General features: G+C 69.1%; 31 protein-coding genes and 2 tRNA genes. 27 read left to right on the top strand and 6 right to left on the bottom strand.

Annotated features, from left to right (window positions below; translation table 11 throughout):
* Positions 1-3 precede the first annotated feature (3 nt).
* The 7 genes from MRBLMX7_RS05685 (at position 4) to MRBLMX7_RS05655 (ending at position 3,343) form a co-directional block, all read left to right on the top strand.
* Positions 4-597 carry a hypothetical protein gene (locus MRBLMX7_RS05685; RefSeq protein ID WP_363366583.1) on the top strand — a complete coding sequence of 198 codons (594 nt, stop codon included), beginning with the start codon at positions 4-6 and terminating at the stop codon, positions 595-597.
* Positions 598-768: 171 nt separating this feature from the next.
* The gene (locus MRBLMX7_RS05680; RefSeq protein ID WP_363366582.1) at positions 769-1,284 is read left to right on the top strand and encodes an Asp23/Gls24 family envelope stress response protein; all 516 of its coding nucleotides are present in this window, start codon (positions 769-771) and stop codon (positions 1,282-1,284) included.
* Entirely contained in the window at positions 1,281-1,469 is a 189-nt protein-coding gene (locus tag MRBLMX7_RS05675; RefSeq protein ID WP_050721693.1) for a DUF2273 domain-containing protein, read from the top strand. Before MRBLMX7_RS05680 ends, MRBLMX7_RS05675 begins: the two co-directional genes overlap by 4 nt.
* Entirely contained in the window at positions 1,469-1,864 is a 396-nt protein-coding gene (locus MRBLMX7_RS05670) for a hypothetical protein (protein WP_363366581.1), read from the top strand. The genes MRBLMX7_RS05675 and MRBLMX7_RS05670 overlap by 1 nt, the downstream gene beginning before the upstream one ends.
* Positions 1,861-2,445, top strand: a complete 585-nt coding sequence (locus tag MRBLMX7_RS05665; RefSeq protein WP_363366580.1) for a DUF6286 domain-containing protein — start codon at positions 1,861-1,863, stop codon at positions 2,443-2,445. The genes MRBLMX7_RS05670 and MRBLMX7_RS05665 overlap by 4 nt, the downstream gene beginning before the upstream one ends.
* The gene (locus MRBLMX7_RS05660) at positions 2,442-3,056 is read left to right on the top strand and encodes a hypothetical protein (protein WP_363366579.1); all 615 of its coding nucleotides are present in this window, start codon (positions 2,442-2,444) and stop codon (positions 3,054-3,056) included. The genes MRBLMX7_RS05665 and MRBLMX7_RS05660 overlap by 4 nt, the downstream gene beginning before the upstream one ends.
* 113 nt (positions 3,057-3,169) lie before the next feature.
* Complete coding sequence (locus MRBLMX7_RS05655) at positions 3,170-3,343, top strand: CsbD family protein (protein ID WP_082297419.1); 174 nt, start codon at positions 3,170-3,172, stop codon at positions 3,341-3,343.
* A gap of 79 nt (positions 3,344-3,422) precedes the next feature.
* On the opposite strand, the gene MRBLMX7_RS05650 is transcribed toward MRBLMX7_RS05655, so the two are convergent.
* Positions 3,423-3,941: a gluconokinase gene (locus MRBLMX7_RS05650; protein WP_414685138.1), complete on the bottom strand. Its 519-nt coding sequence runs from the start codon at positions 3,939-3,941 to the stop codon at positions 3,423-3,425.
* A gap of 2 nt (positions 3,942-3,943) precedes the next feature.
* Positions 3,944-5,353, bottom strand: coding sequence for a GntP family permease (locus MRBLMX7_RS05645; protein ID WP_363366578.1), 1,410 nt, complete (start codon positions 5,351-5,353; stop codon positions 3,944-3,946).
* Between the two features lie 136 nt (positions 5,354-5,489).
* Here MRBLMX7_RS05645 and MRBLMX7_RS05640 point away from each other — a divergent pair, with 136 nt between their 5' ends.
* The 12 genes from MRBLMX7_RS05640 to dinB all read left to right on the top strand — a co-directional run bounded on the left by MRBLMX7_RS05640 (position 5,490) and on the right by dinB (position 16,330).
* Positions 5,490-6,197, top strand: coding sequence for a FadR/GntR family transcriptional regulator (locus MRBLMX7_RS05640; RefSeq protein ID WP_363366577.1), 708 nt, complete (start codon positions 5,490-5,492; stop codon positions 6,195-6,197).
* An 81-nt stretch (positions 6,198-6,278) separates the two neighbouring features.
* The gene (locus tag MRBLMX7_RS05635; RefSeq protein WP_363366576.1) at positions 6,279-7,130 is read left to right on the top strand and encodes a bile acid:sodium symporter family protein; all 852 of its coding nucleotides are present in this window, start codon (positions 6,279-6,281) and stop codon (positions 7,128-7,130) included.
* A 52-nt stretch (positions 7,131-7,182) separates the two neighbouring features.
* Complete coding sequence (locus tag MRBLMX7_RS05630) at positions 7,183-7,617, top strand: hypothetical protein (protein WP_363366575.1); 435 nt, start codon at positions 7,183-7,185, stop codon at positions 7,615-7,617.
* Between the two features lie 40 nt (positions 7,618-7,657).
* Positions 7,658-8,149, top strand: coding sequence for an FBP domain-containing protein (locus MRBLMX7_RS05625; RefSeq protein WP_363366574.1), 492 nt, complete (start codon positions 7,658-7,660; stop codon positions 8,147-8,149).
* A 46-nt stretch (positions 8,150-8,195) separates the two neighbouring features.
* Complete coding sequence (locus MRBLMX7_RS05620; protein ID WP_363366573.1) at positions 8,196-8,990, top strand: enoyl-CoA hydratase/isomerase family protein; 795 nt, start codon at positions 8,196-8,198, stop codon at positions 8,988-8,990.
* A 127-nt stretch (positions 8,991-9,117) separates the two neighbouring features.
* Positions 9,118-10,101 carry a hypothetical protein gene (locus MRBLMX7_RS05615; RefSeq protein ID WP_363366572.1) on the top strand — a complete coding sequence of 328 codons (984 nt, stop codon included), beginning with the start codon at positions 9,118-9,120 and terminating at the stop codon, positions 10,099-10,101.
* Entirely contained in the window at positions 10,098-10,892 is a 795-nt protein-coding gene (locus tag MRBLMX7_RS05610) for an inositol monophosphatase family protein (RefSeq protein WP_363366571.1), read from the top strand. The genes MRBLMX7_RS05615 and MRBLMX7_RS05610 overlap by 4 nt, the downstream gene beginning before the upstream one ends.
* A gap of 93 nt (positions 10,893-10,985) precedes the next feature.
* Entirely contained in the window at positions 10,986-12,386 is a 1,401-nt protein-coding gene (locus MRBLMX7_RS05605; protein ID WP_363366570.1) for a M23 family metallopeptidase, read from the top strand.
* Positions 12,387-12,454: 68 nt separating this feature from the next.
* A tRNA-Thr gene (locus tag MRBLMX7_RS05600) sits at positions 12,455-12,526 on the top strand.
* A gap of 34 nt (positions 12,527-12,560) precedes the next feature.
* Positions 12,561-12,634 (top strand) — tRNA-Met (locus MRBLMX7_RS05595).
* A 262-nt stretch (positions 12,635-12,896) separates the two neighbouring features.
* Positions 12,897-15,017, top strand: coding sequence for an endonuclease/exonuclease/phosphatase family protein (locus MRBLMX7_RS05590; RefSeq protein WP_363366569.1), 2,121 nt, complete (start codon positions 12,897-12,899; stop codon positions 15,015-15,017).
* A gap of 113 nt (positions 15,018-15,130) precedes the next feature.
* Positions 15,131-16,330: a DNA polymerase IV gene (gene dinB, locus MRBLMX7_RS05585; RefSeq protein ID WP_363366568.1), complete on the top strand. Its 1,200-nt coding sequence runs from the start codon at positions 15,131-15,133 to the stop codon at positions 16,328-16,330.
* A gap of 32 nt (positions 16,331-16,362) precedes the next feature.
* On the opposite strand, the gene MRBLMX7_RS05580 is transcribed toward dinB, so the two are convergent.
* Positions 16,363-16,848, bottom strand: a complete 486-nt coding sequence (locus MRBLMX7_RS05580) for a MarR family winged helix-turn-helix transcriptional regulator (protein WP_363366567.1) — start codon at positions 16,846-16,848, stop codon at positions 16,363-16,365.
* A gap of 101 nt (positions 16,849-16,949) precedes the next feature.
* Between MRBLMX7_RS05580 and MRBLMX7_RS05575 the strand changes: the two genes are divergently transcribed.
* Positions 16,950-17,741 (top strand): SDR family NAD(P)-dependent oxidoreductase, encoded by a 792-nt coding sequence (locus tag MRBLMX7_RS05575; RefSeq protein WP_363366566.1) that lies wholly within the window; start codon positions 16,950-16,952, stop codon positions 17,739-17,741.
* Positions 17,742-17,819: 78 nt separating this feature from the next.
* Positions 17,820-17,993 (top strand): hypothetical protein, encoded by a 174-nt coding sequence (locus MRBLMX7_RS05570; RefSeq protein ID WP_363366565.1) that lies wholly within the window; start codon positions 17,820-17,822, stop codon positions 17,991-17,993.
* A gap of 54 nt (positions 17,994-18,047) precedes the next feature.
* On the opposite strand, the gene MRBLMX7_RS05565 is transcribed toward MRBLMX7_RS05570, so the two are convergent.
* Complete coding sequence (locus MRBLMX7_RS05565) at positions 18,048-19,724, bottom strand: MDR family MFS transporter (protein WP_363366564.1); 1,677 nt, start codon at positions 19,722-19,724, stop codon at positions 18,048-18,050.
* On the bottom strand, positions 19,725-20,336 hold the full coding sequence (locus tag MRBLMX7_RS05560) for a TetR/AcrR family transcriptional regulator (RefSeq protein WP_363366563.1): 612 nt from the start codon (positions 20,334-20,336) through the stop codon (positions 19,725-19,727).
* Positions 20,337-20,488: 152 nt separating this feature from the next.
* Here MRBLMX7_RS05560 and MRBLMX7_RS05555 point away from each other — a divergent pair, with 152 nt between their 5' ends.
* From MRBLMX7_RS05555 to MRBLMX7_RS05540, 4 genes are all read left to right on the top strand, one after another.
* On the top strand, positions 20,489-20,935 hold the full coding sequence (locus MRBLMX7_RS05555; RefSeq protein ID WP_363366562.1) for an Asp23/Gls24 family envelope stress response protein: 447 nt from the start codon (positions 20,489-20,491) through the stop codon (positions 20,933-20,935).
* 121 nt (positions 20,936-21,056) lie between these two features.
* Positions 21,057-21,623, top strand: a complete 567-nt coding sequence (locus MRBLMX7_RS05550; protein WP_363366561.1) for an RNA polymerase sigma factor — start codon at positions 21,057-21,059, stop codon at positions 21,621-21,623.
* Complete coding sequence (locus tag MRBLMX7_RS05545; protein ID WP_363370830.1) at positions 21,620-22,240, top strand: Asp23/Gls24 family envelope stress response protein; 621 nt, start codon at positions 21,620-21,622, stop codon at positions 22,238-22,240. The genes MRBLMX7_RS05550 and MRBLMX7_RS05545 overlap by 4 nt, the downstream gene beginning before the upstream one ends.
* A complete protein-coding gene (locus MRBLMX7_RS05540; RefSeq protein WP_363366560.1) occupies positions 22,237-22,590 on the top strand; it encodes a hypothetical protein in 354 nt (117 codons plus the stop codon). The genes MRBLMX7_RS05545 and MRBLMX7_RS05540 overlap by 4 nt, the downstream gene beginning before the upstream one ends.
* 84 nt (positions 22,591-22,674) lie before the next feature.
* Here MRBLMX7_RS05540 and MRBLMX7_RS05535 read toward each other — a convergent pair whose 3' ends face one another.
* Positions 22,675-23,520, bottom strand: a complete 846-nt coding sequence (locus MRBLMX7_RS05535) for an SDR family oxidoreductase (RefSeq protein ID WP_363366559.1) — start codon at positions 23,518-23,520, stop codon at positions 22,675-22,677.
* A 94-nt stretch (positions 23,521-23,614) separates the two neighbouring features.
* Between MRBLMX7_RS05535 and MRBLMX7_RS05530 the strand changes: the two genes are divergently transcribed.
* Both MRBLMX7_RS05530 and MRBLMX7_RS05525 read left to right on the top strand, forming a co-directional pair.
* Positions 23,615-23,980 (top strand): winged helix-turn-helix transcriptional regulator, encoded by a 366-nt coding sequence (locus MRBLMX7_RS05530; protein ID WP_363366558.1) that lies wholly within the window; start codon positions 23,615-23,617, stop codon positions 23,978-23,980.
* A gap of 99 nt (positions 23,981-24,079) precedes the next feature.
* The gene (locus tag MRBLMX7_RS05525; RefSeq protein WP_363366557.1) at positions 24,080-25,621 is read left to right on the top strand and encodes an APC family permease; all 1,542 of its coding nucleotides are present in this window, start codon (positions 24,080-24,082) and stop codon (positions 25,619-25,621) included.
* Positions 25,622-25,632: the final 11 nt, after the last annotated feature.

The raw sequence follows: 25,632 nt of genomic DNA, 5'->3' as shown, positions 1-25,632 counted from the left end.
TCCATGGTCACGGCTCTGGGCGTGGCTACGGCCCTTTTGCCGGCGCAGTGGGTCGCCACCATCCTGCTCATGAACGACGAGCAAGCCACCGTGCTCGACGCTCTCGACGCTCGCGTTGCGCTCATAGTCGCCGTCGCCGTCGCCGTCGCCGTCGCAGCCGCGTCCGCTTTAGTGCCGGTGGTCGCGACCGCACTTCATCCCGCCTGCGAGCCTGGCGGTCTACCGTGCCGTGGCCGGGCGGCCCGACCACGACCGGCGGAACTGATCGGTTCGGCGCTCCTGGCTCTTTCCCGCGCTACTCAGGCGATGAGTGATGGCGATCCCGCTCCGAAGCCGCTACCCGGTGAGACGGTGTCGTCGTCGCGGCGTCGTCGGGTCATCTTGTGGGCGTTGCTTCCGGTGCTCACGGTCGGGTGCGGCGTCGCGGCCTATCTCCTCGCCGGATGGGACGCGGTCGTCGGTGTGGCACTCACGATCGCCTTCATCGCACTCCTCTACATCCTCCCTGAGCTGGGTCGGATCGGACGAACACTGCGCGCGTTGCCCGACGACAACGACCAGGCACCGTCCGATTCCCGCGCAGAAGAAGACCGCTGACCGTTTCGTACGACCGTCCGCACCGGCGCCGCGAGGACGACGCCAGAACTTCCCCGAACTTCTTTGTGACGAATCCCGCACCTCACCCGTCTTATCTATGAGCGACACAGACACACGCTCCCGGCCGGCCCTCTGGGAACCTGCCGGCCGTCGATACAGATAGGACTCGTCATGGCAACGCAGGACCAGAAGAACAGCACCAGCCCCGCCGAGAAGGAGCTGGCCGACACCACCGCAGCGGCGAAGCCCGCCGGACGCGTCGACCGCGCCTCGTCGTTCTCGACCTCGCGGGTCCCGTCCGACGTGAACGCCGCGGGCACCACGACGATCGCCGATGGCGTCGTCGCGAAGGTCGCCGGCATCGCGGCCCGTGAGATCCCCGGCGTGTACGCGCTCGGTGGCGGCGGAGCCCGTGCCTTCGGTGCGATCCGCGACGTGATCAACGCGACCGACCTCGCGCAGGGTGTGAAGGTCGAGGTCGGGGAGACCCAGGCCGCCGCCGACATCACCATCGTCGTCGAGTACCCGGCTCCCATCCAGGAGGTCGCGAACAGCGTCCGCGCCGCCGTCGCCGGTGCGATCACGCGTCTCGTCGGCCTCGAGGTCGTCGAGGTCAACGTCGAGGTCAACGACGTGCACGTGCCCGGCGACGACAGCTCCGACAACGAGGAGTCGCGCGTCTCATGAGCCCCACGACCACCGGCGCCCTGATCGGTGCCCTCCTGGCGCTCGCCGCCCTGGCCTTCGGCTTCTGGGGATTCCTCCTCGTCGCCGTGCTCGCCGGGATCGGAGCGCTCGTGGGTCGCATCGCCTCGGGCAAGCTCGACGTCCGCAGCCTCGCCGACGTCTTCACGGGGCGGCGAACCTCCTGATGACCGTCGACCAGAACGTCATCGCCGGTGGCGGCCCCTCGGGGCACGCCACCGGCGGGGAGGCCCTTCCCGGCCGCGTCACCGTGCGGGAACGCGTCTATCGCACCGTCGTGGAGCAGACCTCCGCGTCGCTGATCGGCGTCTCCCGCAGTGACGTGAAGGCCGACGTGATCGAGCGTGGTGCAGGGATCGCCCTCCGCATCTCCAGCCCGCTCCCCGTCCCCGATCTCGACGACACCGTCGCGATCTCCCACACCACCCCCGTCCTCGATCGCGCCAAGGAGCTGCAGGAGCAGCTGCAGCACCGCCTCACCGGCATCCTCGGCCGCGATGTGAGCCGTATCGCGCTGACCATCACCGGCGCGACCATTCCCGAAAGGAGACGAGTGCGATGACCAGCCCGGCACTGCGTCGCGTCGTCCGACGCGAGACCCACTCACCGCGCACCGTCGCGATGTTCATCGCGGTCATCCTCCTGATCCTCGCCTTGGCCTACATCGGACTCGAGATCGTGCTGAGCCTGCTGGCGCAGCCCGCTCTCCTGCTCGGCCCGGCCGCGGCGGCGGGCTGGCTCGTCCGACTGCCCACCGCGCAGCCCATCGGCCTCGTCATCGCCGGCAGCGTCGTGCTCGCCGTCATCGGCCTCGTCTTCCTCTGGCTGGCCGTGACTCCCGGAAGGCTCTCCCGCCACACGATCGACGCCGGCGACCGCGCCGTCGTGATCGACAACGGTGTGATCGCGAGCGCCCTCGCTCAGCACCTCGCCGAGGAGACGGGACTCGCCCGCGAGGACATCACCGTCGGGGTCGGACATCGCAGCGTCGACGTCACCGTGCGGCCGGGAGTCGGCATCCCCGTCGACAAGGCTGCGGTGCAGTCGGCCGCCGAAGCCGAGATCGAGACCTACCGTCTCACCCGCAGCGTCCGCACCCGCGTGCGCATCGAACGCCCGACTCAGGAGGATGACGAGCTGTGAACAACACGAATCGCGCCCTGAACCGCATCCTGCTGTTCATCATCGGTCTCCTGTTCCTGGCGCTGGGCGCCGTGGGCATCACGGTCATGAGTTGGCCGACGGCCGGCCAGATCTGGAGCGAGGCCGGAAGGAACTCCGAGTCCTGGCTCGACCAGGCGATCGCCGCGACGACCGTCGCCGGGAGCAGCGTCTCCGGGATCGCGATCGGCGCTGTGGCGGCGATCATCGTCGTGATCGTCCTCTTGGTCCTCGCGCTCACGAGCGTCGCCGGGCGTCGGTCGAAGACCGCTCTGCGCTCCAGCGGATCGCAGAACCCGCTCGGGCGGGTGACGGTCACCGAGTCGTTCGTGTCGGATGCGGTCAAGAACTCGCTCGCTGGTCGAGACGAGATCCTCTCGACCAGCGTCACGGCGAACGACATCCACCGCGAGCCGGTGCTGCACGTCGCGGTCACCCCGCGGCAGAACACCGACCCGCGTGACCTGGTCGACCACCTCGACCGGCTGCTGACGAACCTGGCGACCCTCACGGGCCGCGAGACGGCGACATACGTGTCGATCCACACCGGGCTCCGCGCGCGGCTCGCACACGACCAGCGCCGCCTCTCCTGATCGTCGGGCGACGTACACAGACTTATCGTCGGTTCCTCGCAGGCCGTCGATAGGACGGCGAGAGAACATCTCGCCGACAGGATCCACCATCCATCACCACGAAGGGACATCTCATGGGACTCGACGACAAGATCAAGAACGCCGCTCAGGACCTCGCCGGCAAGGCGAAGGAGACCGTCGGCAAGGTGACCGACAACGAGAAGCTCGAGGCCGAGGGCAAAGCCGACCAGGCCAAGGCCAGCGTCAAGAAGGCGGGCGAGAACGTCAAGGACGCCTTCAACGGCTGAGCGTCGATCGACGAGAGGGGCGGGGCTGCATTCGCGGCCCCGTCCCTCTCGCATGCCCGCACACCTGCGGGACGGCTACTCAGTAGTCGGCGTGCAACCGGAGCCGTGTCGCGATCTCCGCGGTCTGCTCCTGGGGCGTGGCGTCGATCGCGACCTCGATGGCCTTCTCGTCGGCATCCAAGGGCTGGAGGGTCGCGAACTGCGAGTCGAGCAGCGCCGTGGGCATGAAGTGGCCCTGGCGTCGCATCATCCGCTCGAGGATGAGCTCGCGGTCGCCCGCGAAATGCACGAACGTGACGGCCTCGCGGCGGAGCACGTCGCGGTAGCTGCGCTTGAGCGCCGAGCAGGTGATGATGCCGGGCTCTCCCGCGGCGATCCGCTCGTCGATCCACTCCGCGATGCGGTCGAGCCACGGCCAGCGATCCTCGTCGTCGAGAGGGGTCCCGGAGGCCATCTTCTTGACGTTCGCCTCGGGATGCAGATCGTCGCCCTCTTCGAACGTCCACCCCAGGCGTCCTGCGAGCATCGCGGCGACCGTGGACTTTCCGGTGCCGGCGACGCCCATGAAGACGAGGACGGGAGCCTGTGCAGCCATCATGGTCACACCACCAGGCTCAGGAGCAGGGTGCCGGCGAGGCCGGTGACCGAGATGAGGCACTCGAGCACGGTCCACGACTTCAGCGTCTGCGGGATGCTGAGACCGAAGTACTCCTTGATGAGCCAGAACCCGGCGTCGTTCACGTGCGACAGGAACACCGAGCCCGAGCCGATCGCCAGCACGAGGAGCGCGACCATGGGGGAGTCGAGGGTCTCGGTCAGAGGCTGCAGGATGCCGGCGGCGGTGATGGTCGCGACGGTCGCGGACCCCGTGGCGATGCGGATCACGACCGCGACCAGCCACGCCAGCACCAGCACCGAGACGGACGATCCCGACACGAACTCGGCGATCACGCCGCCGATGCCGGTGTCGACCAGCACCTGCTTGAATCCTCCGCCGGCGCCGACGATCAGCAGAATGCCGGCGATCGGGCCGAGCGACGACCCGACGATGTCGTTGATGCGCTGACGGTCGAATCCGGCTCCGTGTCCGAGGATGAAGAACCCGGCGATCACCGCGATCAGAAGGGCGATGACGGGGGTGCCGAGGAAGTCGAGGGCCAGCTTCCACGGGGCGTCGGAGCCGGCAGCGCCGATGTCGGCGATCGCCTTCGCGAGCATGAGGAACACGGGGAGCAGGATGCTGAACAGCGTGGCGCCGAACGAGGGGCGGCGCGTCGTCTCCTCGCCGGAATCCTCCGCGGTGACGAACAGGTCGGGGACGGGGACGTCGACCCAGCGGGCCGCGAACCGCGCGAACAGCGGCCCGGAGATGATGACGGCGGGGATCGCGACGATCACACCGAACGCGAGGGTGAGACCGAGGTTCGCGCCGAGCGCGCCGATGGCCGCGAGCGGGCCGGGGTGCGGGGGCACGAGACCGTGCATCGCCGAGAGGCCGGCGAGCGTGGGGATCGCGATGCGCATGAGCGACTGGCCCGAGCGTCGTGCGACGAGGATGATCACGGGCACGAGCAGCACGAGGCCGACCTCGAAGAACATCGGCAGGCCGATCACGGCGCCGATCAGACCCATGACCCACGGGAGGGAGCGGGCGCTCGCCCTCGACACGAGCGTGTCGACGATGCGGTCGGCGCCGCCGGAGTCCGCGAGGAGCTTGCCGTAGATCGCGCCGAGCGCGATGAGGATGCCCACGCCGCCCATGGTCGAGCCGAAGCCGGTCGAGAAGCTCGTGACCGAGGCGCCGATGTCCATGCCGGCGATCGCGCCGGTCGCGAGCGCGCCGACCGTGAGCGACAGGAACGGGTGCAGTTTGACCCAGGTGATGAGCACGATGATGATCGCGATGCCGATGACGGCGGCGGCGATGAGCTGGGCTGCGGGCTGGGTGGGCGCAGCGGCCTCGCCGGCGGCTGCCGCGAGCGTGCTGGTTGTCGGGATGAGCGATGCCATGAGCTTCCTTGATCCGGGCGATGAAACGGCCTTATGTCGTACATAATAAGCACGCGCGCCGTGACATGTGCAACATATCTGCAGGAGTCAGTGGACAGGCTCGTCCTGATCGGGTCACCAGCGGCATACTCGTCATATGAGTGCTCCTCGGATCGGCAGCCCCGTCCACGATTCCCTCGTGGACGAACTCGGGCGCGCGATCGTCGACGGCGTGCATGCCCCGGGATCGCGGATGCTCACGGTCGAGATCGCCGAACAGCGAGGGGTGTCCCGATCCGCCGCACGCGAGGCGGTGCGGGTGCTGGAGTCCTTCGGGCTCGTGTGGGTGCGGCGCAAGTCGGGCGTGGAGGTGCGTCCTCGCGGCGACTGGAACGTCTATGCCCCCGAGGTGATCGCCTGGCGGCTCGACGGCCCGGGTCGCGACGAGCAGCTCCGCGAGCTCAGCCAACTGCGGGCGGCGATCGAGCCCCTCGCAGCACGGCTCGCCGCCGACCACGCGACCGCAGCGCAGAAGGTCGACCTCGTATCGCTCGTGGTCGAGATGGGGCAGGAGGACCATGAGGCGGATCGCGAGCGGTACCTTGCGGCCGACGTGCACTTCCACCGGCTCCTGCTCGAGGCCTCGGGCAACTCGATGCTCGCGGCGCTCGGGGACACCGTCGAAGCTGTGCTGCGCGGCCGCACGCTCCACGACCTGATGCCGCACGTCGCGAACCAGAGCGCCGTCCAATGGCACCGCGACGTCGCCTTCGCGGTCGCGAGCGGGGAGGCCGAAGCGGCCGCCGCCGCGATGCGCGACATCGTCTCCGAGGCGGACGAGGCCATGCAGCGCGCCGCCGACTGATACCGCGCCGTCGGAGGACGGTCGGCGGATGCGTGACACCGAGGTCCTGCATCCGCCACACTGAGTGCCATGGGATCAGCGTTGACCACCATCGGACTGCCCGTCGCACTGGGCATCATCATGCTGGGACTCGGACTCAGCCTCACCCTCGCCGACTTCGCGCGCGTGCTCAGGCAGCCGAAGGCGGTGCTGATCGCCCTGCTGTGCCAGCTCGTGCTCCTGCCGGCGATCTGCTTCGGGCTCGTGCTCCTGTTCCAGCTGCCGCCCGTGCTCGGGGTCGGCATGATGATGCTCGCCGCATCGCCGGGCGGGACCACGGCCAACCTCTACAGCCACCTGTTCCGCGGCGACATCGCGCTCAACATCTCGCTGACGGCAGTGAACTCGGTGATCGCGGTCATCACCCTGCCCATCATCACGAACCTCGCGATCGCCTACTTCCAGCCCTTCGACGACCAGCTCGGACTCCAGTGGTCCAAAGCGCTCGAGGTGTTCGCGATCGTGCTGCTGCCCGTCGCCGTCGGCATGATCATCCGGCGGCTCTGGCCGCGCTTCGCCTCCGGCATGGACCGGCCCGTGCGCATCGCCTCCGTCGTGATCCTCGTCGTCGTGATCGCCGGCGCGGTCGCCTCGAACTGGGCGCTGCTCGTCGACAACTTCGCCCGGCTCGCGCTCATCACCGTGCTGTTCTGCCTCATCAGTCTCACGATCGGGTTCCTGGTGCCGCGACTGCTCCGCGTCGGGCGGCGGCAGGCGATCGCGACCTCGTTCGAGATCGGCATCCACAACGCCACCGTCGCCATCGTGATCGCGCAGTCCGTGCTCGGCTCCGTCGAGTTGAGCCTCCCCGCCGCCGTCTACGGAGTGCTGATGTTCTTCATCGCGTTCGGCTTCGGGTTCCTGATCCGCGAGCGCCCGGCGTCGGAGACCTGAGATCGCATCGGCGCGTCGCGTAATGAAGTGCCGCGGAGCGCGTCTCATAGGTATGACGACGATCAGCACGCAGGACGGCACGGTGAGCGGCGATGCAGAGGGTGCGCCCCTCCTCCAGCGGCGCGCCGTGCTCGATCTCAGCATCGACGAGGAGCTCGTGCGGGGCGACCGTCGGGGTCTCGACCTCTGCGCCCGCCAGCGCGCGATCCTCGCGATGATCGTCGAGCACGAGCTGCGTGGCGGGGAGCCGCTGACCGAGACGGCCGTCATCGACGCCACCCGGGCACGAGGCCCGTTCGCCGCTGCACGGCAGCGACCTCGGATCGATGCGCTGGCGACGATCCGCCTTTTGCGGCGTGACGGCGACGAGGTCCGCGCGACCGTGGCCGGCATCGCGGCGATCGTCCGTCCGTCGCTGCTCGATCGACCGCATCCGCCGCGCGCCCTGTTGCGCACCCTGCGGCGGGCCGAGCTCCTGCCCGCCTAGGCCGGGCCGCCTCTGTCCTCGACCTGCCTAGACTGGGCGGATGCGAGCGCTCACCGAGGCAGAGGTCCGTGCGTCCTTCGTCAACGCGGATGCCGACGAGATGCGGGTCATGGAGATGCCGCACGACTTCATGCTGATCGACTGGGACTACCTCGACTTCTTCTCGTGGCGCGACCCCAGCGCGGGACGCCGCGGCTACATCCTCGTCCAGCACGACGGCGGCGTCGCCGGGATCGTGCTGCGTTCCACGGATCCCGGGCGAGCGCGATCCGGCCTGTGCAACATCTGCCACACGATGCAGCCGGGCAACCAGGTCTCGCTGTTCGCCGCGCGGCGGACGGGGGATGCCGGAGCACGAGGCGACTCCGTCGGCACCTACATCTGCGCCGACCTGTCGTGCCACGAGAACGTGCGGCTCGCGCATCCGCTGGCGCCGAACGAGGTGCGGGCGGCAGGTCAGGTCGACTTCCGCCTCGACGGCACGCGCCGCCGCATGGAGGCGTTCGCCGCTCGCGTGTGGAGCGCGTCCTGATCGCGATTACCCTGGGGGCATACGTCCTGTGCTCGAAGGAGAAGCCATGAGCGATGTCATCCTGTTCACCGTCGACGAGGGGCTGGCGAGGCTCACGCTGAACCGTCCGGAACGGTTGAACGCCTTCAACGCCGAGCTGGCGCACGCATGGCGCGACGCCACGGTGGAGGCCACCACGAGGGATGACGTGCGCGCCGTGCTGATCGACGCCGCCGGTCCCGCGTTCTGCGCCGGCGGCGACGTGATCGAGATGGCGACGACCGGTGGCTCCGCGACGGACATCGCGGCGCTCGCCGAGGTCATCAACACCGGCATCCGCGCCCTCACCGAGTCCTCGATGCCGGTCGTCGTGGCGGCTCACGGCACGACGGCGGGTGGCGGACTCGGCATCCTGCTGAGCAGCGACTACGCCGTCATCGGCGCGCGCTCGAAGCTCGGCAGCCTGTACGCGAACATCGGCCTGACCCCCGATCTTTCGGTGTCGGCGCAGCTCGCCCGCGCAGTCGGTCAGCGGCGTGCGCTCCAGCTCGTGCTGCAGGATCGCCTGCTCACGTCCGAGGAGGCGGTCGACTGGGGCCTCGCGGCCGAGGCGGTCGCCGGTGAGGATGCTGCGGCCGAGGCGGTGCTCGTCCGTCAGCGTGCGGAGGAGATCGCCCGGTTCTGGCTCGACGGCGCCGCCGCGGCATACGGTCACGCCAAGCGACTCGTGCGCTCGCAGCCCGAGCGCACGTTCGCGGAGCAGCTCACCGAGGAGGCGCGATCCATCGGGGCGGCCATGGCCACGCCGGACGCGCAGGCGCGCATCGCCGCCTTCGCGTCGTCCAGTCGCGGGTCGCGCTGACCCCTCCTCCACATCGCGGCCAGGACGGCGATCCATCCCGGATGCCGGAGGGATCGCGGTTCGGCACGGCGGTTCGGGCGGCCTCCGTGCAAGGATGAACGCAACGCCGCTCAACGAGAGGAACGCGATGTCCCAGCCGGAGATCGCCCAGCAGCCGCCGCAGCTGGTCGAGAAGAAGAACATGTCACTCCTCATCAGAGGAGCGATCTGGATCGCGATCGGCGCTCTCATCGCAGCCGCCCTCGTGTGCGTCGTCTGGGTGCTGATCGGCGACCAGGACGGTCTGATCGGCCGTGCCTTCCTCACGATCCTCCTGCTCGCGGCGTTCGCGGGCATCGCGATCCTCGAGGCGGGACTCGCGCCCAACCGTCCGGACTGGCTCGCGCTGGCGAGCATGGTCAGTTGGATCGTCGCGCTGCTGGTCGGGGCGGTGAAGATCTGGCTTCCCGAGGATGGCATGTTCTTCACGGGAGCGGAGCGGTTCTTCCAGCTGCTCCTCGTGGTCGGCATCCTGCAGCTGGCTCTGTTGCACGTCCGCCTGTTCACCCCCGCCGCCGAACGACACCGCACGACGTTCACCCGGGTCATCTACATTGTCACGTTGGTGTTCCTCGCCGGACTCGTCGGGATGCTGGTGTTCTTCCTCACGTTCCCGCACACGTTCGACTACAGCGAGCTGTACTGGCGCATCGTGGTGGCGCTCACGATCCTCGCGGCGGTCGGGACCACCCTCATCCCGCTGCTGAACGCGCTGTTCGCCCCCAAGAAGCCCGCTGCGGTGGCCCAGGGCATCGCGACCGCTCCCGCCTGGCCGACGTACGCCGACGGCGTGACACCGCTGCCCGCTCTTCCCGACGGGTCGCCGGACTGGAACGCCTACTACACGGGCCAGCCGTCGGCGCTGACTCCCGCGCACCCGCAGCTCGCGGCCCCGGCCCCGGCGCCGCAGCCGTTCCCCGTGGCTCCGTACCCGCAGGCCGGTGCGTCTCCGACGCCGCCGCCTCCCGTGCCGCCGGCTCCTGCCGCCCCGACGAGCTCGCCCCCGTCCACGCCTCCGGCGCCCGAAGGCCCGGGGACGTATCCGCCGGCCCCGCCCCTCCCGCCGCAGTGAGCGTCGAGTCCGACCTGCGCGACCTCGCGGTCGAGATCGCGCGGGAAGCCGGAGAGCTCGCGCGCGTCCGCCGCGCCGAGGGCGTGCACCTGGCCGCGACGAAGTCGTCGATCGCCGACATCGTGACCGACGCGGATCGCGAGGTCGAGGCGCTCATCAGGGCCCGACTGCGCGCAGCCCGACCCGACGACGGCTTCCTCGGGGAGGAGTCCGCGCCGGACGACGGTTCGACAGGGGTCACCTGGGTCGTCGACCCGATCGACGGCACCGTGAATTACGCCTACGGCATCCCCTCCTATGCCGTCAGCATCGCCGCAGTGCGCGGGAGCGTCGTGCCGGGGGAGTGGGAGGCGCTCGCCGGCGTCGTGTACGCCCCCGCCAGCGGCGAGACGTTTCACGCGGCGCGCGGCGATGGGGCGTTCCTGGGCGAGGTCCGGCTCTCGGTGACGACCGAGACTCCGGCGGGCGCGCTCTTGGCGACCGGATTCGGCTACGACCCGTCGACGCATGACGGCGACCTCGCGACCGTGCGGCGGGTGATGACGATGGCGCGCGACCTCCGCCGTGCCGGTTCTGCCGCGCTCGACCTCGCGTTCGTCGCCGCGGGACGTCTCGACGGCTACTTCGAGCGCGGTCTCAAACCCTGGGACCTCGCCGCCGGTGCGTTGCTCGTCGCAGAGGCGGGCGGACAGGTGTCCCTGATCGATCGCTCGTCGACCAGACCGTTGCTCATCGCGGGTGGCATCCAGGTTCACGACCGGCTCCGGGGTATCGTGGAGGACGAATCGTGAGCGATTCATGGCATTCCCAGCCTCTGCAGGCTAGTGTTTATCCGATCGTTACTTTCATCGGCCCGAACGGTGGAAGTCCTCTACGCCCCCCGCGTGACGTCTGACCCGAGAGAATTCGTTTTGCCCTTCGAGAACCCCCAGGCTGCCTCTGCGCCCACGCGCCGGTCCAGCCGACTCCGCACCGCGCCCGCCGAGGCGCCCGCGGCAGAGGCGCAGGCAGCCGACTCCGAAGACACGACCCCCGTCTCCGCAGCCCCGCTTTCGCGCCGTGCCGCCCGCCAGCGACTCAGCACCGCCGAGGTCTTCGTCGCCGCGACGGCCGTCGCCGCAGCCGTCGGTGCGACTGAATCCGCCGAATCAGTCGAGGACATCGACACTTCCGAGTCCGGCGCGACCGAGTCCGGCGCGTCCGAGTCCACCGGTTCGGTCGAGGACATCGAGACTTCCGACACCGTCGTAGCAGAGCAGGTCGACACGGCCGCCGCTGAGGCCATCGCCGCCGAGACCGTCGCCGCTGCTGAGCCCGTCGAGACCCACACGGCGCCCGAGCCGGATGCGATCCCCGAGCCCGAGGCCCTGCCCGAGGCCGAGCCGACCTCCTCCTCGAGCACCGACGCCTTCGCGGCCGCCTCCCGCACGTTCCGCGCAGTCTCGTCCGAGACCGGCCCGACGCCGACCGGCTCCGCGTCCGACGAGGCTGCGGACGAGCCCGTCGCAGAGCAGGTGCCGACCGCCGCCGCGCACGTCGCCCGTCGCCGTCCGTCGGTCCGCAAGATCTTCGCCGCAGGCGCGACCGTCGGCGTCATGAGCCTCGCCGGTCTCCTGGCGGTCGGCATGACGCTTCCCGCCGAAGCGGTCGCCGCTGTCCAGGGCACGGCCTCGCTCTCGTCCACTTCGCTCGTCGCCTCCGGGGCTGCGGCCGCAGAGGGCAAGGACGAGATCCAGGCCTTCGTGACCTCGTCCGACGTGCAGAACGAGTCGCTCGCGCGTTCCGACAGCTTCTCGACCATGTCGCTCGTGGAGGTCGCCTCGGAGGAGGGCATCAACTACTCCAACGAGGTCTTCACCAACGACCCCGAGGCTGCGATCCAGTGGCCCTTCAAGGTCGGCGTGGGCATGAGCTCCGGCTACGGCATGCGCTGGGGACGTCTGCACGAGGGCATCGACTTCGTGCCGGGCGAGGGCGCGCCGATCCAGGCGATCGCCGACGGCGTCGTGCGCATCGCGACAGAGCAGGGCGGCGCCTACGGCGTGACCGTCTACATCGACCACGTGATCGACGGCCAGGTCATCACGAGCCACTACTCGCACATGCAGTACGGCTCGCTGCAGGTCAAGGCCGGGCAGACGGTGAAGGTCGGAGACGTCGTCGGTCACACCGGCAACACGGGCCGCTCCTACGGCGCCCACCTGCACTTCGAGATCATCATCAACGGGTCGACCATCGACCCGCTCCCGTGGCTGCGGGAGAACGCGGGGCGGTACTCGTACTGACCCCCTCGATTTCATGAGGACGCCATGGTGATGGTATTCTCGTGTGGTTGCCCCGCGAGGGGCAGCACGCCCCGATAGCTCAGTGGCAGAGCACTTCCATGGTAAGGAAGGGGTCGTCAGTTCAATCCTGACTCGGGGCTCGCAACATCCGCAGAAACGTCGCGGATGCGGTGCGGCAGGGTAGCTCAGTTGGTGAGAGCGCACGACTCATAATCGTGAGGTCGCGGGTTCAAGCCCCGCTCCTGCTACAGAACGAAGCCCCGGATTCTCCGGGGCTTTCTGCATTCCCGGGGGACCGCGCCCAGACCCTCTCCCGTGAGCCGATCTGGACAGCTGTGCAGAGAGGGCGCCCTGAACGGTCGCGATCCGCTGCGCGGCCCCCATCTCGTCAAACCGCGTTCACCCATCGGCCACCTTGCGGCGGTTCTGTCGCGTGCAGAGGGTCATCCGAGCTCTCGAAGACGCGATCCCGAGGGTCGCGTCGTCATCCTCAGGAAGGAACACGCAGACATGTCTTCGTCCCCTGCCCCCGGGACACGCCGACGCCGGCGCAGCGCCCTGCTCACGGCGGCCATCGCCGTGGGAGCGCTCTTCGCATCCCCGCTGTTGCTCGCCGCGCCGGCATCCGCGGCGGTCCCCTCCCAGATCACGCTCGCGAGCGCCGAGGTCGGCGTCGGTGACGCGCTCACGGTCGACTTCGCCACCGATCGCCCGAGCACCAAGAACTGGGTGGCGATCTACCCCGCCTCGAAGCCCGAGCCCTGCGACGCCTGCGGCATGGCCTGGGCCTACGCGCCGGGAACATCGGGCACGATCCAGCTCCCCACCACGGACCGCGGCGGCAACGACCTCCCGGCCGGCTCCTACCGGGTCGAATACCTCTACAACGACGGATACACGCGCGTGAGCGAACCCGCCACCTTCACGATCGCCGGGCAGCCCTACGAAGGCCCCGAGGTCGACCCCACGAAGCCCATCAGCCTCTCGGTCATGCAGCTCAACCTGTGGGGCAAGAGCACGGATGCCGTCATGCTCGATGAGATCGGGGCCGACCTGATCTTCGTGGAGGAGGCGCAGAACGGCGCCGCCGCGATCGCCCGCGACCTCGGCTTCGACGTCCACTCGACAGGAGGCAGCGCCGCGGTCATCTCGCGCTACCCGATCGTGGATGCGGGCGTCGTCACGGTCGCTGGCACACAGGGCGGCTGGATGAAGGCGATCGTGCAGGTCGGCGACACCCAGATCGCGGCCTACGGCGGCCATCTCGAGTACCGGTATTACGCCACGTACCTTCCGCGCGGCTACGCGGGCGACGTGCTCGCCCCCGGATTCCCGACCGAGTGGCGCGGATGGAACAAGCTGAGCGCCCCGGTCACCGATGTGGAGCAGATCCTCGCCGCCAACGACGCCTCGGGTCGGCCCGCCTCCGCATCCGCACTGGCCGCTGACATGGCCGTCGAGCGCGCCGCGGGCCGCCTCACCATGATGGGCGCCGACATGAACGAGCCGTCCGCGCTGGACTGGACTCCCGAGACCGCCGACCTCTACGACCACAACGGCGTCGTGGCCCCGTGGCAGACCACGGCCATCCTCCGTGACGCGGGTCTCGTCGACGCCTACCGTGCGAAGTACCCCGACCCCGTGACCCACCCGGGGTTCACCTGGCCGGCCGATACCCCGAACGTCAGCGTCTCGCAGCTCGCGTGGGCGCCCGAGGCCGACGAGCGCGACCGCATCGACTACATCTTCTTCGCTCCGGACGACCGGCTCGCCCTCGAGAGCGCGCGGATCGTCGGACCGAAGGGCGACATCGTCCGCGGAGCCCGGGCACTTCCCGTGTCAGACGAGGAGATCTTCACGCCTCAGACGCTGTGGACCAGCGACCACAAGGGACTCCAGGCCGAGTTCGTCGTGTGCGGGGAAGCATGCCAGGCGGCGGTCGAGCCCGGTGATCTCGTCGTCGGCACGCCTTCGGTCACGGGTACGGCCGAGGTCGGAGCGACCGTCACGGCGAACCCGGGCGCATGGACCGAGGGCACGGCATTCGCGTTCCAGTGGCTCATCGACGGTGAGCCGGTCGAAGGTGCGACCTCCGCGTCGTTCACGATCCCGGCGAACACCGAGGGGCAGCGACTCTCGGTGCGCGTGCGCGGCTCGCTCGACGGATCCGCCCCGGCCGAGGCCACCAGCGCGCCGGTGACCGTGGCGGCCGCGGGTGAAGAGCTCGGAGCCGAGGAGCCGACCGTCGCGATCGGCGCGCAGAGCGTCGTCGCGGGCGGCACGCTGAAGGTCAGTGGCAGTGGTTTCGCCGCCGGTGCCGCGCTGCGGATCGAGCTGCACTCCACGCCCGTCGCGTTGGGCTCGGTGACGACGTCCGCCGCCGGCGAGTTCGCGACGACCGTGACGATCCCCGCGGCGATCCCGGCGGGGGCGCACACGCTGGTCGTGATCCTGCCCGACGGCACGCAGCTGCGCTCCGCTGTAACCGTGACCGCGGCGCAGGGTGGTGCCTCGGCCGGCGAGCTCGCGCAGACGGGCGGCGTGCTGTTCGGCGCGGCCCTGTGGGCGGCTCTCGCTGCGCTCGTCGCCGGAGGGATCCTGATGATCCGCCGTCGCGCGCAGCAGCAGTAACGCCTCCCCGCACGAAGACACGCGTGGCCGCCCCGGTCGTCTCGGGGCGGCCACTCCTGTGTCGGTGGTCCGTGCGACGATTCGTCGCGATCGGATCTCGGACGGGAGGCGTCATGCGCGAGGAGGCGACCGTGCTGCATGCCGATCTCGACGCGTTCTACGCCTCGGTCGAGCAGCGTGATGCCCCGGAGCTGCGCGGCCGTCCGGTCATCGTCGGCGGGGGAGTCGTTCTCGCGGCGAGCTATGAGGCGAAGGCCCGCGGCGTCCGCACCGCGATGGGCGGACGGCAGGCGCGAGACCTCTGCCCGGATGCCGTGGTCGTGCCGCCCCGTATGGAGGTGTACTCCCAGGCGAGCAAGGAGGTGTTCGCGATCTTCCGCGACACGACGCCGCTCGTCGAGGGCATCTCGATCGACGAGGCGTTCCTCGAGGTCGGTGGTCTGCGACGCATCGCCGGGCCGCCCGAGCAGATCGCGGCACGACTGCGGGAGCGTGTGCGGGTCGAAGTCGGACTCGCGATCTCGGTGGGCGTCGCGCGCACGAAGTTCCTCGCCAAGGTCGCCAGCGCCGTGAGCAAGCCCGACGGACTGCTCGTGGTCGAGCCCTCCCACGAGCAGGCGTTCCTGCTGCCGCTGCCCATCGAGCGCCTGTGGGGCGTCGGGGCCAAGACCGCGGAGAAGCTGCACGGCCTCGGCATCCGCACGGTGGGTGAGCTGGCCGACCTCGAAGCGGCCACAGCCGAGCGTCTGCTCGGGCGCGCGGCCGGAGCGCATCTGCACGCCCTGGCTCGGCTGCGCGACCCGCGTCCGGTCGACACCGCTCGCCGCCGCAGCTCGATCGGATCGCAGCGCGCCCTCGGCACGAGGCCGCGCACGCCCGACGAACTGGACGTCATCCTCACGCAGATCCTCGACGGGCTCTCCCGACGGCTCCGCGACCGCGACCGGGTCTGCCGCACGGTCGTGCTGCGGTTGCGCTTCGGCGACTTCGCGAAGGCGACGCGATCGCGCTCGCTGCGCACACCGACTGCTCGCACGTCGGTTCTGCTCGCCTTGGCCCGCGGTCTGCTCGCTGCCGCACTCGTCGAGATCGCGGATCGGGGCATCACCCTGATCGGCGTCTCCCTGTCGCAGTTGAGCAGCGCCGCGGACGCGCCGACCGAGCTCGACTTCGACGACGAGGAGGGCGGAGAGCGCCTCGACACCGTGCTGGACGCCGTGCGGCAGAGGTTCGGCGCGGCGTCCGTCTCGCGTGGGACGCTCCTGGGGCGCGACCCCGGATGGTCGACGCCGCTGCTGCCGGAGCACGAGTGAGGTCGGAGCACGAGTGACGGCGGCGCACGAGATCAGGGGCGCGGCGGACTCCAGGGCTCGCCGGGCCCCACCGCCGTGGCGATGCGTCGGCTGATCACGCCCAGTTGTCGCGCCTGCGCGGCCGTGAGGGTGTCGAAGACCAGCTCGCGCACGAGCGCCTGATGGCCCGGGGTGGAGGCGGCGACCTGATCGTGGCCGGCGGGGGTGAGGATGCCGAGGGTGAAGCGCCCGTCGTCGGGGTCGATCTCGCGACGCACCCACCCGCGGGTCTCCAGGCGGGTGATCGCGCGCGAGAGTCGCGACAGTGTGCAGCTGGCGTAGGCGGCGATGACGCTCAGGCGCAGGGTGCGCTCGGGGGCGAGGTCGAGGGCCTGCAGGATGCCCTGCTCGAAGTGCGTGAGGCCGCTGTCGCGCTGCAGCTGCGCGTCGAGAGCGGAGGGAAGGCGTTCGAGGAGCGAGGCGACGGATGCCCAGATCTCGAGCTCGTCCGGCGTGAGGCCGTGGTCCATGGCGGGCATGGCTCCAGCCTAACTGACTTGCGCGAGCAAGTCATTGAGCGTAGCCTCACTTGCTCAAGCAAGTGATGTCGACGTGCGATACGTCGAAGACGGGAGTGGACATGGACCTCGGACTCCAGGGGAGGACGGCCTTCGTCAGCGGATCGACCCAGGGGATCGGGTACGCCGTGGCGTCGGCGCTCGCGGCAGAAGGCGCCAGCGTGACGCTCAACGGGCGAGACCCGGCGCGGGTCGACGACGCGGTGTCGCGGCTGCGGCAGGCGCACGCGGGTTCCGAGGTGTCGGGGATCGCTGCGGACTTCGCCCGCGCTGATGAGGTCGACCGCCTCGTGGATGCTCTCGGTGACACCGACATCCTCGTGAACAACGTCGGGCTGTTCGGCCTGGCCGAGTTCGCGCAGATCGGCGACGAGGAGTGGATGCGCTACTTCGAGGTCAACGTCCTGAGCGGCGTCCGACTCTCCCGTCATGCTCTGCCGGGCATGATCGAGCGTGGCTGGGGACGAGTGGTGTTCGTCAGCAGCGAGTCAGGCGTCAACGTGCCGCGCGACATGATCCACTACGGCACGACCAAGGCGGCGATGATGGCGCTCGGCAACGGGCTCGCGAAGCTCACGCGCGGCACCGCCGTGACCGTGAACACCGTGCTCGGCGGCCCGACCTACTCGGAAGGGGTCGCCGAGAGCGTCGCGGCGGTCGCCGCGGCGCAGTCGATGTCCGACGAGGCGATGCGCGACGCGATCATCGGCCAGAACGCGACGACCCTCATCGAGCGGTTCCTCGAGCCGTCGGAGATCGCGAATCTCGTGACCTACCTCGCGAGCCCGCGGGCCTCGGCGACCAACGGCGCGACTCTCCGCGCCGACGGGGGAGTGCTCACCGGCATCCTCTGACCGGACTGTCAAGGGGATCGTCGGTCGGCGACGGCCGTCCGACGATGGTCGTCCTGCACACCGACGATGGGAGCGATCATGTCAGACCCGCAGATGCCCGACGGCGACGCCGGAATCGACGCGACGGGAGTCGACGCGGACTTCGTGACGAACGACGCCGCCCCGGATCCCGATGAGGCCACCCCGGGTCCGGAGCAGACCACGGTCGACGAGGGAGACGAGGAGGACGTGGATCTCTCCGATCTGCCCTGAACGGGGCTTCTCGAGCGGGTCCGGCCCTGGGAGGACGGACCCGCTCGCCGCGTGTCAGCGGTACTCGGTGCGGGCAGCGGAGTTCGATCCGGTGGAATCGGCGTCCGGTTCACTTTCCGATCCCGTAACCTGGCCGCCGCGCAGCTCCGCCTCGAGCCGCTCGGCCTCCTCGCCGCTGATCGCCTCGCCGCGGGCGACGAGCCCGGCAGTGTCCGAGAGCGGGATCTGCTTCAGGAACAGCGACAGCAGCAGCGCGACCGCGATGAACGGCACGAGGTACCAGAACACCGGAGCGAGCGCATCCGCATAGGCGGTGACGATGCCGTCGCGCACCTCATCCGGCAGGGTGCCGAGCGTGGCCGGATCGATCGTCGACGCGGCCTGTGAGGCGTCGTCGGGCGAGGCGCCGGCGCCCGTGAACACCCCCAGCAGGTTCTCGGTCAGGCGAGTCGTGAAGATCGTGCCGAACACTGCGGTGCCGAGCGAGGCGCCGACCTCGCGGAAGTAGTTGTTCGTGCTGGTCGCGGTGCCGATCTCGCCCGCCGGCACGGCGTTCTGCACGACCAGGACCACGACCTGCATGATGAGGCCCAGGCCCGCACCGAAGAAGAACAGGAACACGCAGATCAGCCAGATCGGCGTGGCGGCCGAGAGGGTCGTGAACGCGACCATGGAGAGTCCGGTGATGATGGTGCCGAGGATCGGGTAGACCTTGTACTTCCCGGTCTTGGAGATCGCGATCCCCGAGAAGATCGATGTGCCCATGAGGCCCACCATCATCGGGATCATGAGGAGGCCGGATGCCGCGGCCGATGTGCCGGAGGACATCTGCAGGAATGTGGGGACGAAGCCGATCGCGGCGAACATGCCGATGCCGAGCACGAGGCCGATCGCCGTGGCGTTGATGAAGATCGGGTTGCGGAACAGGCTGAGCGGGATGATCGGGTCCTGCACCCGCGCCTCCGTGATCACGAAGGCGGTGGCGGCGACCACGAGTCCGGCGCCCCAGGCCCAGGTGGCGAGCGAGTCCCACCCGAACTCGGCGTCGCCGCCGAAGTCGGTGAAGAAGATCAGGCAGGTGGTGGCGATCGAGAGGAAGATCACGCCGAACACGTCGATCGGCTTCTCGGCCTTCTTGCTCGGCAGCTTCAGCGCGACGAGCGCGATGATGAACGCGGCGATCCCCACCGGGATGTTGATGTAGAACGCCCACTGCCACGTCATGTGGTCGACGAAGAAGCCGCCGAGCAGCGGGCCTGCCACGGCCGAGAGGCCGAACACGGCGCCGAGCGGACCCATGTACTTGCCACGTTCCTTGGCGGGCACGATGTCGGCGATGATCGCCTGCGACAGGATCATGAGTCCGCCGCCGCCGAGGCCCTGGAGCGCGCGGAACACCACGAAGGTCCAGAAGTCGGTCGCGAACGCGCAGCCGACCGAGGCGAGCGTGAACAGCGCGATCGCGACGAGGAACAGGTTCCGGCGGCCGAGCACGTCGCCGAACTTGCCGTAGATCGGCATGACGATCGTGGTCGCGAGGAGATAGGCCGTGGTGATCCACACCTGGTGGTCGACGCCGCCGAGCTGCCCGACGATGGTCGGCATGGCGGTCGACACGATGGTCTGGTCGAGGCTCGAGAGCAGCATCCCCGCGATGAGGGCGCTGAAGATGATCCAGATGCGGCGCTTCGTGAGGAGGAAGGGCGCATCCTTCGTGGCGGTGGCGGACATTCAGTCGGCTTTCTGGGTGGGGGTGAACAGGGCGCGTGTGGCCTCGAGACGGTGCAGCACGAGGTCGCCGAAGGCGTCGGCGGAGTGGTGGTTCAGGAGCTGGTCCATGCTCAGTCGCATGAGGGCGCCGACCGTGTACACGAGGACCTCGGCGCGGATCTCGCCGTCCGCGTCGTCGCCGATGCGGCGCAGGATGAGGTCGCGGTCACGTCGTTCGTTCTTCGCGAGCTGTTCGAAGGCCGCTTTGATGAGCTTGGGCTCCTGCTCGATCACGGCGAGGAGGGCTCGGGCGTCGTCGATCGGATTGAAGAGCTCGAATCGGGCGATCGTGAGAGCGACGAAGTCGTCGAGGAGGTCGCCGGTTCCGGTCTCGAACACGTGCTCGAGCTCTTCCTGCCGCGGCTCGGTGGCGGCGAATCCGAAGACCGCGTTCTCCTTGCTCTCGAAGTAGTTGAAGAAGGTACGGCGGGACACTCCGACCTCGGAGCACAGCTCCTCGATCGTGAAGCCCGCGAACCCCTGCTCGGACGTCAGCCGTCGGGCGGTGTCGGTGAGGGCGCGGGAGGTCTCCCGCTTACGCTGCTCCCGCAGTGAATCTGCACTGTCGCTCATGAAGTGCAAGTTTGCACTCTGCACCTTGGAGTGCACTGTGAGAGAACTTTTCGACGAATCTGTGACGAATCGTTCGTAGCATCCGTCTTAGAGGTGTGTCGCCCATCCGGCGACCACTCCGCATGGAGTCCCCACAGACGAAGGAGCACATCATGGCGAACGCGAACACCGGAACCCGGCCCGAGGTCTCCACGGGGGCAGGCCCCGTATCGACCGGCGCGACCATCATCGAAGACGGCGTCGTCGCCAAGATCGCCGGCATCGCGGCCCGCGAGGTCCCGGGCGTGCACGCGCTGGGCGGGGGAGCCGCACGCGCTGTCGGGGCGATCCGGGACGCCCTCAACTCCACCGACCTGACCCAGGGCGTGCGCGTCGAGGTCGGCGAGACCCAGGTGGCCGTCGACGTCACGATCGTGGCCGAGTACCCGGCCTCCCTCCAGAAGGTCGCCGACGACGTCCGCGCCGCGATCTCCCTCGCCATGAGCGAGTTCGTCGGCAAGGCCGCGGTCGAGGTCAACGTGACGATCAACGACGTCCACATCCCGGCCGACGATGCCGAGACCGAGGTCGAGGTCGTGTCGGAGGCGCGGGTCGACTGATCCGCGACGACGACATGACCGTATCGGAGCCGATGACGACCGTCCGGATCGGACTGCATGCCCCATCCGCTGACGGCGTCGCTCCGAATCTCTCAGGACAGCGGGAAAGGGGAATCGCCAGGTGGTCGGGGAGAGATTTCGCTCGGCTCTCGAGCAGGCGGACGATCGGATCGTCGCCGGACGGGCGATGGACGGTGACGTCGGCGCCTTCGCGGTACTCGTCCGGCGGTACACGCCGATGATGCGCGCGTACACGCAGCGGATGCTGAACGCCTCCGCCGATGTCGACGACATCGTGCAGGAGACTTTCGTCACCGCGTGGCAGCGGTTCTCGGAGCTCGATGATCCCGCGAGGGTCAAGAGCTGGTTGATGCGGATCGTGAGTCGCAAGGCCATCGACCGGATCCGTGCTCTGCGCCCGACAGTCGACGTCGATGAGATGGAGCAGGCCGCGCCGACGAAGGACTCGCCCGCGCGAGTGGCCGAGGCCCGAGCGGGGATCGCAGCACTCGGTGCCGCGCTTCAGGAGCTTCCCGCCGCCCAGCGCGAGTGCTGGGTGCTCCGCGAGATGGGCGGCTACTCGTATGACGAGATCGCCGAGGAGCTCGACATCTCGGTGTCGACCGCAAGAGGGCTGCTCGCGAGAGCGAGGAAGTTCATGATCGTACGGATGGAGGCGTGGCGATGACCGAGAACGGCACCCCCGATACGGGTCGGCTGGGCTTCGAGCCGGGCGATCTCGACGGCCACACCATCGACGAGCTGACCGACTATCTCGAGGCGGGACGCCTCCCGATCGACCCGTCGATCGAAGGGTCGGCGGGATGCCAGCTCGCGCTGGACGCGCTCGAGCGCCTGCACGGTCTCGGCGGCGAGCTCATCGACGCCGACGCCGCGGAGATGCCTGAGGTCGACGACAGCTGGGTCGACCGCATCCTCAGCGGGATCGCGCTGGATGCCCGCGCGGGGCGTCGCATCCCGTTCGGCGAACCCGACGACTCCGTCGACCTCGGGATCACCGAGGGCGCCGTGCGCGGGCTCATCCGATCGGCGGAGAACGCCGTCGCCGGGATCCTCGTCGGGCACGCGGCTCTCGACGGCGACGTCACGGTCCCCGGTGCGCCGGTGCGGATCGTGATCGACGTCAACGTGTTCTACGGCACCTCCATCCCGGATGCCGTCGAAGGCCTTCGCGCGGAGGTTGCCGATCGTCTGCATCGGCACACCGACCTCGTCGTCGCCGGGATCGACGTGCGAGTGAGGGACGTGCAGAGAGTCAGTCGTCGGACGGAGGAGACGCCATGAGCATGACGGTGCCCGAAGGGATCGCCGCACGGATCCAGGCGGTGGTGCTCGCGACCCCCGGAGTCCGGAACGTCTATCGTGCAGGATCTCTGGTGTCGAATCTGGTCGGGGAAGGGGCCATCGCGCTCGGTGTGGTCGGCGCGAACGAGTCGCTCGTCGCCGTGACCCTCGCCGGGGACGGAGCGCGGGTCGAGGCGTCGCTGGGGATCGAGTACTCCGTGCGCGCGATCGACGTCCTCGACGCGGTGCGCACGGCGATCACCGAGGCGCTCGCCGCGGAGGCCGTGGAGGCCGCATCCATCGTCCTGACCATCGCCTACGTGCACCCGCGCGAGGCGACCGCGCCCTGAGCGGACGCCGGTCTCCGGCGATGCGACGGCCGACGGGCACCGACCCCGATCGGAGCCGATGCCCGTCGGCATCCGTTCTCCGGATCAGGCGACGGCGCGCAGTCCGTCGAGGAGCGGGGTGGTCGGACGACCGATGAGGCGCGCGAGTGTGCCGTCCGTCTCGGCGAGCGCGCCGCCCGCGATCCCGGCGTCCAGGGCCGCGACGAATCCGGCGGTGCCCTCGTCGAGGCCCGCTGCCTGGAGGGCCGCGAGCTGCTCGTCGACCGCGAGACGGCGGTACTCGACCTCACGCCCCGAGATCTCGGCGATCGCCGCGGCGAGATCCTCGTAGGTCCAGGCGACGTCGCCGCCCAGCTCGTACGTCCGGCCGATGTGGCCGTCCTCCGTGAGCACGACGGCCGCGGCCTCAGCGAAGTCCTTGCGGCTGGCCGAGGCGACGCGGCCGTCGCCCGCGCCGGCGGCGAGCACGCCGGTCTCGGCCGCCCGTGCGACGTCGGCGGCGTAGTTCTCGGTGTACCAGTTGTTGCGGAGGATCACGGCGGGCAGGCCAGACGCGGCGATGGCTTCCTCGGTCGCCTTGTGCTCGGGTGCCAGCACCAGGTCGCTCGTCGTCGCCTTCGGGGCGCTCGTGTAGACGAACTTCGAGACGCCGGCCGCCGTCGCCGCGTCGATCACGGCCGCGTGCTGCGCGGTGCGCTGCCCGACCTCGGACCCGGAGATCAAGAGAACGGTGTCGATGCCCTCGAGAGCTGACGTGATGGAGGCGGGGTCGGTGTAGTCCAGGCGGGCCACGCGGACGCCGAGGTCCTCTGCCTTCGCGACATCGCGAGCACCCGCCACGATCGACTGCGCGTCGACGCCGCGCTCGAGGAGACTCTGGATGACGAGGCGTCCGAGCTGGCCGGTCGCGCCGGTGACGAGGATGGTCATGGGGTGTCCTTTCGTTGGTGACATCCCGCACAACCACGTGTCGGTGTTCGAACATTCCGAACCGGCGGTACCCACTTTGAAGTAAGGTACATACGTGACGGTGAGTTTTGCGCAGATAAAGGAATCCACGCCGCAGATCTTCGAACCCGGATGCGGCACGCGCGTGATCCTCGATCACGTCATGAGCAAGTGGGGCGTGCTCGTCCTGTCGAGCCTCTCCGACGGCACGCGGCGCTGGGGGGAGCTGCGACGCGAGGTCGGGGGCATCAGCGAGAAGATGCTGGCCTCGACCCTCCGCACGCTCGCCGACGACGGACTCGTGCATCGGGAGTCCTTCCCGACGGTGCCGCCGCACGTCGAGTACAGCCTCACCCCCCTCGGCCGCGATCTGATGGAGCGGATGCTGCCGCTGGTGAAGTGGGTCGCGGATCATGCGGACGGGATGCTGGGTCGCGAGTGATCCGACGGAATCCGTCGATGACACCCCTCTTGGATTGCGAAATCCATCGGTCGAAGAAAACGATTGACGCGAGATGCGTGGAAGTCGTATCTTCTGAGCATGGCAGCAACGACGCCCATCCACCTGGAACGACCTGACGGCAAGGGCCTCGCGAGCGGCTCACTGGGACTGTGGGGATCGACCGTGATCGGTCTCGCCTCCACCGCCCCGGTGTATTCGCTCGTGGCGACCCTCGGCTTCGTCGTGCTCGCCGTGGGCGCTCAGGCGCCGATCGCGTTCATCATCGCGTTCATCCCGATGCTCCTGATCGCCTTCGCCTACCGCGAGCTGAACAACGCCGTGCCCGACTGCGGCACGACCTTCACCTGGGGTACCAAGGCCTTCGGGCCCTGGGTCGGCTGGATGGGCGGCTGGGGCGTCGCGGTCGCGGGCATGGTCGTGCTCGCCAACCTCGCGCAGATCGCCTCGGTCTACTTCTGGTCGCTGATCGGCTTCGACCTCGAGAACAACGACTGGCGCATCATCCTCGTCGCCGTGTTCTTCATCGCCGCGATGACCTGGGTCAGCTGGCGCGGCGTCGAGATCGGCGAGCGCATCCAGAACATCCTGCTCGGCATCCAGTACCTGGCCCTCGCGATCTTCGTCGTCGCGGCGCTCTGGCAGTTCTTCGGAGGCACGGCTCCGAACCCGACGCCGTTCGACATCGCATGGTTGAACCCTTTCGCCTTCACCGACTACTCCGGGTTCATCGAGGCGATCCTGCTCGCGCTGTTCATCTACTGGGGCTGGGACACGTGCCTCGCCCTCAACGAGGAGACCAAGGACCCCAAGCGCATCCCGGGACGCGCGGCCCTGCTCACCACCGTCATCCTGCTGTTCACCTACGTCGCGGTCACGATCGCCGCGATGATGTACGCCGGCCTCGGCGAGAGCGGCACCGGGCTCGGCAACGAGGCCAACGCCGACGACTTCTTCCTCGCCATCAAGGACGGACTGCTCGGCCCGTTCGGATGGGTGCTGGTCGTGTCGGTCATCATCTCCGCGATCTCCTCCACCCAGACGACGATCCTGCCGACCGCACGCGGAACGCTCGCGATGGGCGTGTACCGGGCTCTGCCCGCGAAGTTCAAGGATGTGCACCCCACGTACAAGACGCCCTCGTTCTCCACGATCGTCATGGGAGTCGTCGCCTCGGCCTACTACGTCGGCATGACGCTCATCAGCGACAACATCCTGCAGGACTCGATCCTCTCGCTCGGACTCGCGATCGCGTTCTACTACGCGATCACCGGATTCGCCTGCGTCTGGTACTTCCGGAAGGATCTGACCCGATCGGCTCGGGACTTCTTCTTCAAGGGCCTGTTCCCGCTGCTCGGGGGTCTCATGCTCACCTACGCGTTCGTGCAGTCGGCGATCGACATGTGGGACGTCGACTACGGGTACACGGTGCTGTTCGGCATCGGCGGCACGTTCGTGATCGGCATCGGCTCGCTCGCGTTCGGTCTGGTGCTCATGTTCCTCTGGTACCTCTTCCCGCGCTCGAAGAGGTTCTTCCGCGGTGAGAGCCTCAACCGCGACACCGAGGTCATGGTGCCCGACGACCCCGCCGGTGCGATCCGCTCGATCGACGGCGGCGTCTGACCGCACCCGTA

It is taken from the genome of Microbacterium sp. LMX7-1.2 (assembly GCF_040675935.1).
GTDB lineage: Bacteria > Actinomycetota > Actinomycetes > Actinomycetales > Microbacteriaceae > Microbacterium.
The sequence above is the reverse complement of the archived record's forward strand: the minus strand, read 5'-3'. Positions and strand labels throughout refer to the sequence as shown.

Excerpts from the sequence above, each read along its gene's own strand:
- MRBLMX7_RS05590 (WP_363366569.1), top strand. The coding sequence starts at position 12,897 with ATGTCTTCGTCCCCTGCCCCCGGGACACGCCGACGCCGGCGCAGCGCC.
- MRBLMX7_RS05645 (WP_363366578.1), bottom strand. The coding sequence starts at position 5,353 with ATGGCATCGCTCATCCCGACAACCAGCACGCTCGCGGCAGCCGCCGGC.
- MRBLMX7_RS05545 (WP_363370830.1), top strand. The coding sequence starts at position 21,620 with ATGACCGAGAACGGCACCCCCGATACGGGTCGGCTGGGCTTCGAGCCG.
- MRBLMX7_RS05525 (WP_363366557.1), top strand. The coding sequence starts at position 24,080 with ATGGCAGCAACGACGCCCATCCACCTGGAACGACCTGACGGCAAGGGC.
- MRBLMX7_RS05615 (WP_363366572.1), top strand. The coding sequence starts at position 9,118 with ATGTCCCAGCCGGAGATCGCCCAGCAGCCGCCGCAGCTGGTCGAGAAG.
- MRBLMX7_RS05575 (WP_363366566.1), top strand. The coding sequence starts at position 16,950 with ATGGACCTCGGACTCCAGGGGAGGACGGCCTTCGTCAGCGGATCGACC.
- MRBLMX7_RS05665 (WP_363366580.1), top strand. The coding sequence starts at position 1,861 with ATGACCAGCCCGGCACTGCGTCGCGTCGTCCGACGCGAGACCCACTCA.
- MRBLMX7_RS05670 (WP_363366581.1), top strand. The coding sequence starts at position 1,469 with ATGACCGTCGACCAGAACGTCATCGCCGGTGGCGGCCCCTCGGGGCAC.
- MRBLMX7_RS05570 (WP_363366565.1), top strand. The coding sequence starts at position 17,820 with ATGTCAGACCCGCAGATGCCCGACGGCGACGCCGGAATCGACGCGACG.
- MRBLMX7_RS05580 (WP_363366567.1), bottom strand. The coding sequence starts at position 16,848 with ATGCCCGCCATGGACCACGGCCTCACGCCGGACGAGCTCGAGATCTGG.
- MRBLMX7_RS05630 (WP_363366575.1), top strand. The coding sequence starts at position 7,183 with ATGACGACGATCAGCACGCAGGACGGCACGGTGAGCGGCGATGCAGAG.
- MRBLMX7_RS05655 (WP_082297419.1), top strand. The coding sequence starts at position 3,170 with ATGGGACTCGACGACAAGATCAAGAACGCCGCTCAGGACCTCGCCGGC.
- MRBLMX7_RS05675 (WP_050721693.1), top strand. The coding sequence starts at position 1,281 with ATGAGCCCCACGACCACCGGCGCCCTGATCGGTGCCCTCCTGGCGCTC.
- MRBLMX7_RS05565 (WP_363366564.1), bottom strand. The coding sequence starts at position 19,724 with ATGTCCGCCACCGCCACGAAGGATGCGCCCTTCCTCCTCACGAAGCGC.
- dinB (WP_363366568.1), top strand. The coding sequence starts at position 15,131 with ATGCGCGAGGAGGCGACCGTGCTGCATGCCGATCTCGACGCGTTCTAC.
- MRBLMX7_RS05560 (WP_363366563.1), bottom strand. The coding sequence starts at position 20,336 with ATGAGCGACAGTGCAGATTCACTGCGGGAGCAGCGTAAGCGGGAGACC.
- MRBLMX7_RS05540 (WP_363366560.1), top strand. The coding sequence starts at position 22,237 with ATGAGCATGACGGTGCCCGAAGGGATCGCCGCACGGATCCAGGCGGTG.
- MRBLMX7_RS05620 (WP_363366573.1), top strand. The coding sequence starts at position 8,196 with ATGAGCGATGTCATCCTGTTCACCGTCGACGAGGGGCTGGCGAGGCTC.
- MRBLMX7_RS05535 (WP_363366559.1), bottom strand. The coding sequence starts at position 23,520 with ATGACCATCCTCGTCACCGGCGCGACCGGCCAGCTCGGACGCCTCGTC.
- MRBLMX7_RS05625 (WP_363366574.1), top strand. The coding sequence starts at position 7,658 with ATGCGAGCGCTCACCGAGGCAGAGGTCCGTGCGTCCTTCGTCAACGCG.
- MRBLMX7_RS05640 (WP_363366577.1), top strand. The coding sequence starts at position 5,490 with ATGAGTGCTCCTCGGATCGGCAGCCCCGTCCACGATTCCCTCGTGGAC.
- MRBLMX7_RS05685 (WP_363366583.1), top strand. The coding sequence starts at position 4 with ATGGTCACGGCTCTGGGCGTGGCTACGGCCCTTTTGCCGGCGCAGTGG.
- MRBLMX7_RS05680 (WP_363366582.1), top strand. The coding sequence starts at position 769 with ATGGCAACGCAGGACCAGAAGAACAGCACCAGCCCCGCCGAGAAGGAG.
- MRBLMX7_RS05650 (WP_414685138.1), bottom strand. The coding sequence starts at position 3,941 with ATGATGGCTGCACAGGCTCCCGTCCTCGTCTTCATGGGCGTCGCCGGC.
- MRBLMX7_RS05555 (WP_363366562.1), top strand. The coding sequence starts at position 20,489 with ATGGCGAACGCGAACACCGGAACCCGGCCCGAGGTCTCCACGGGGGCA.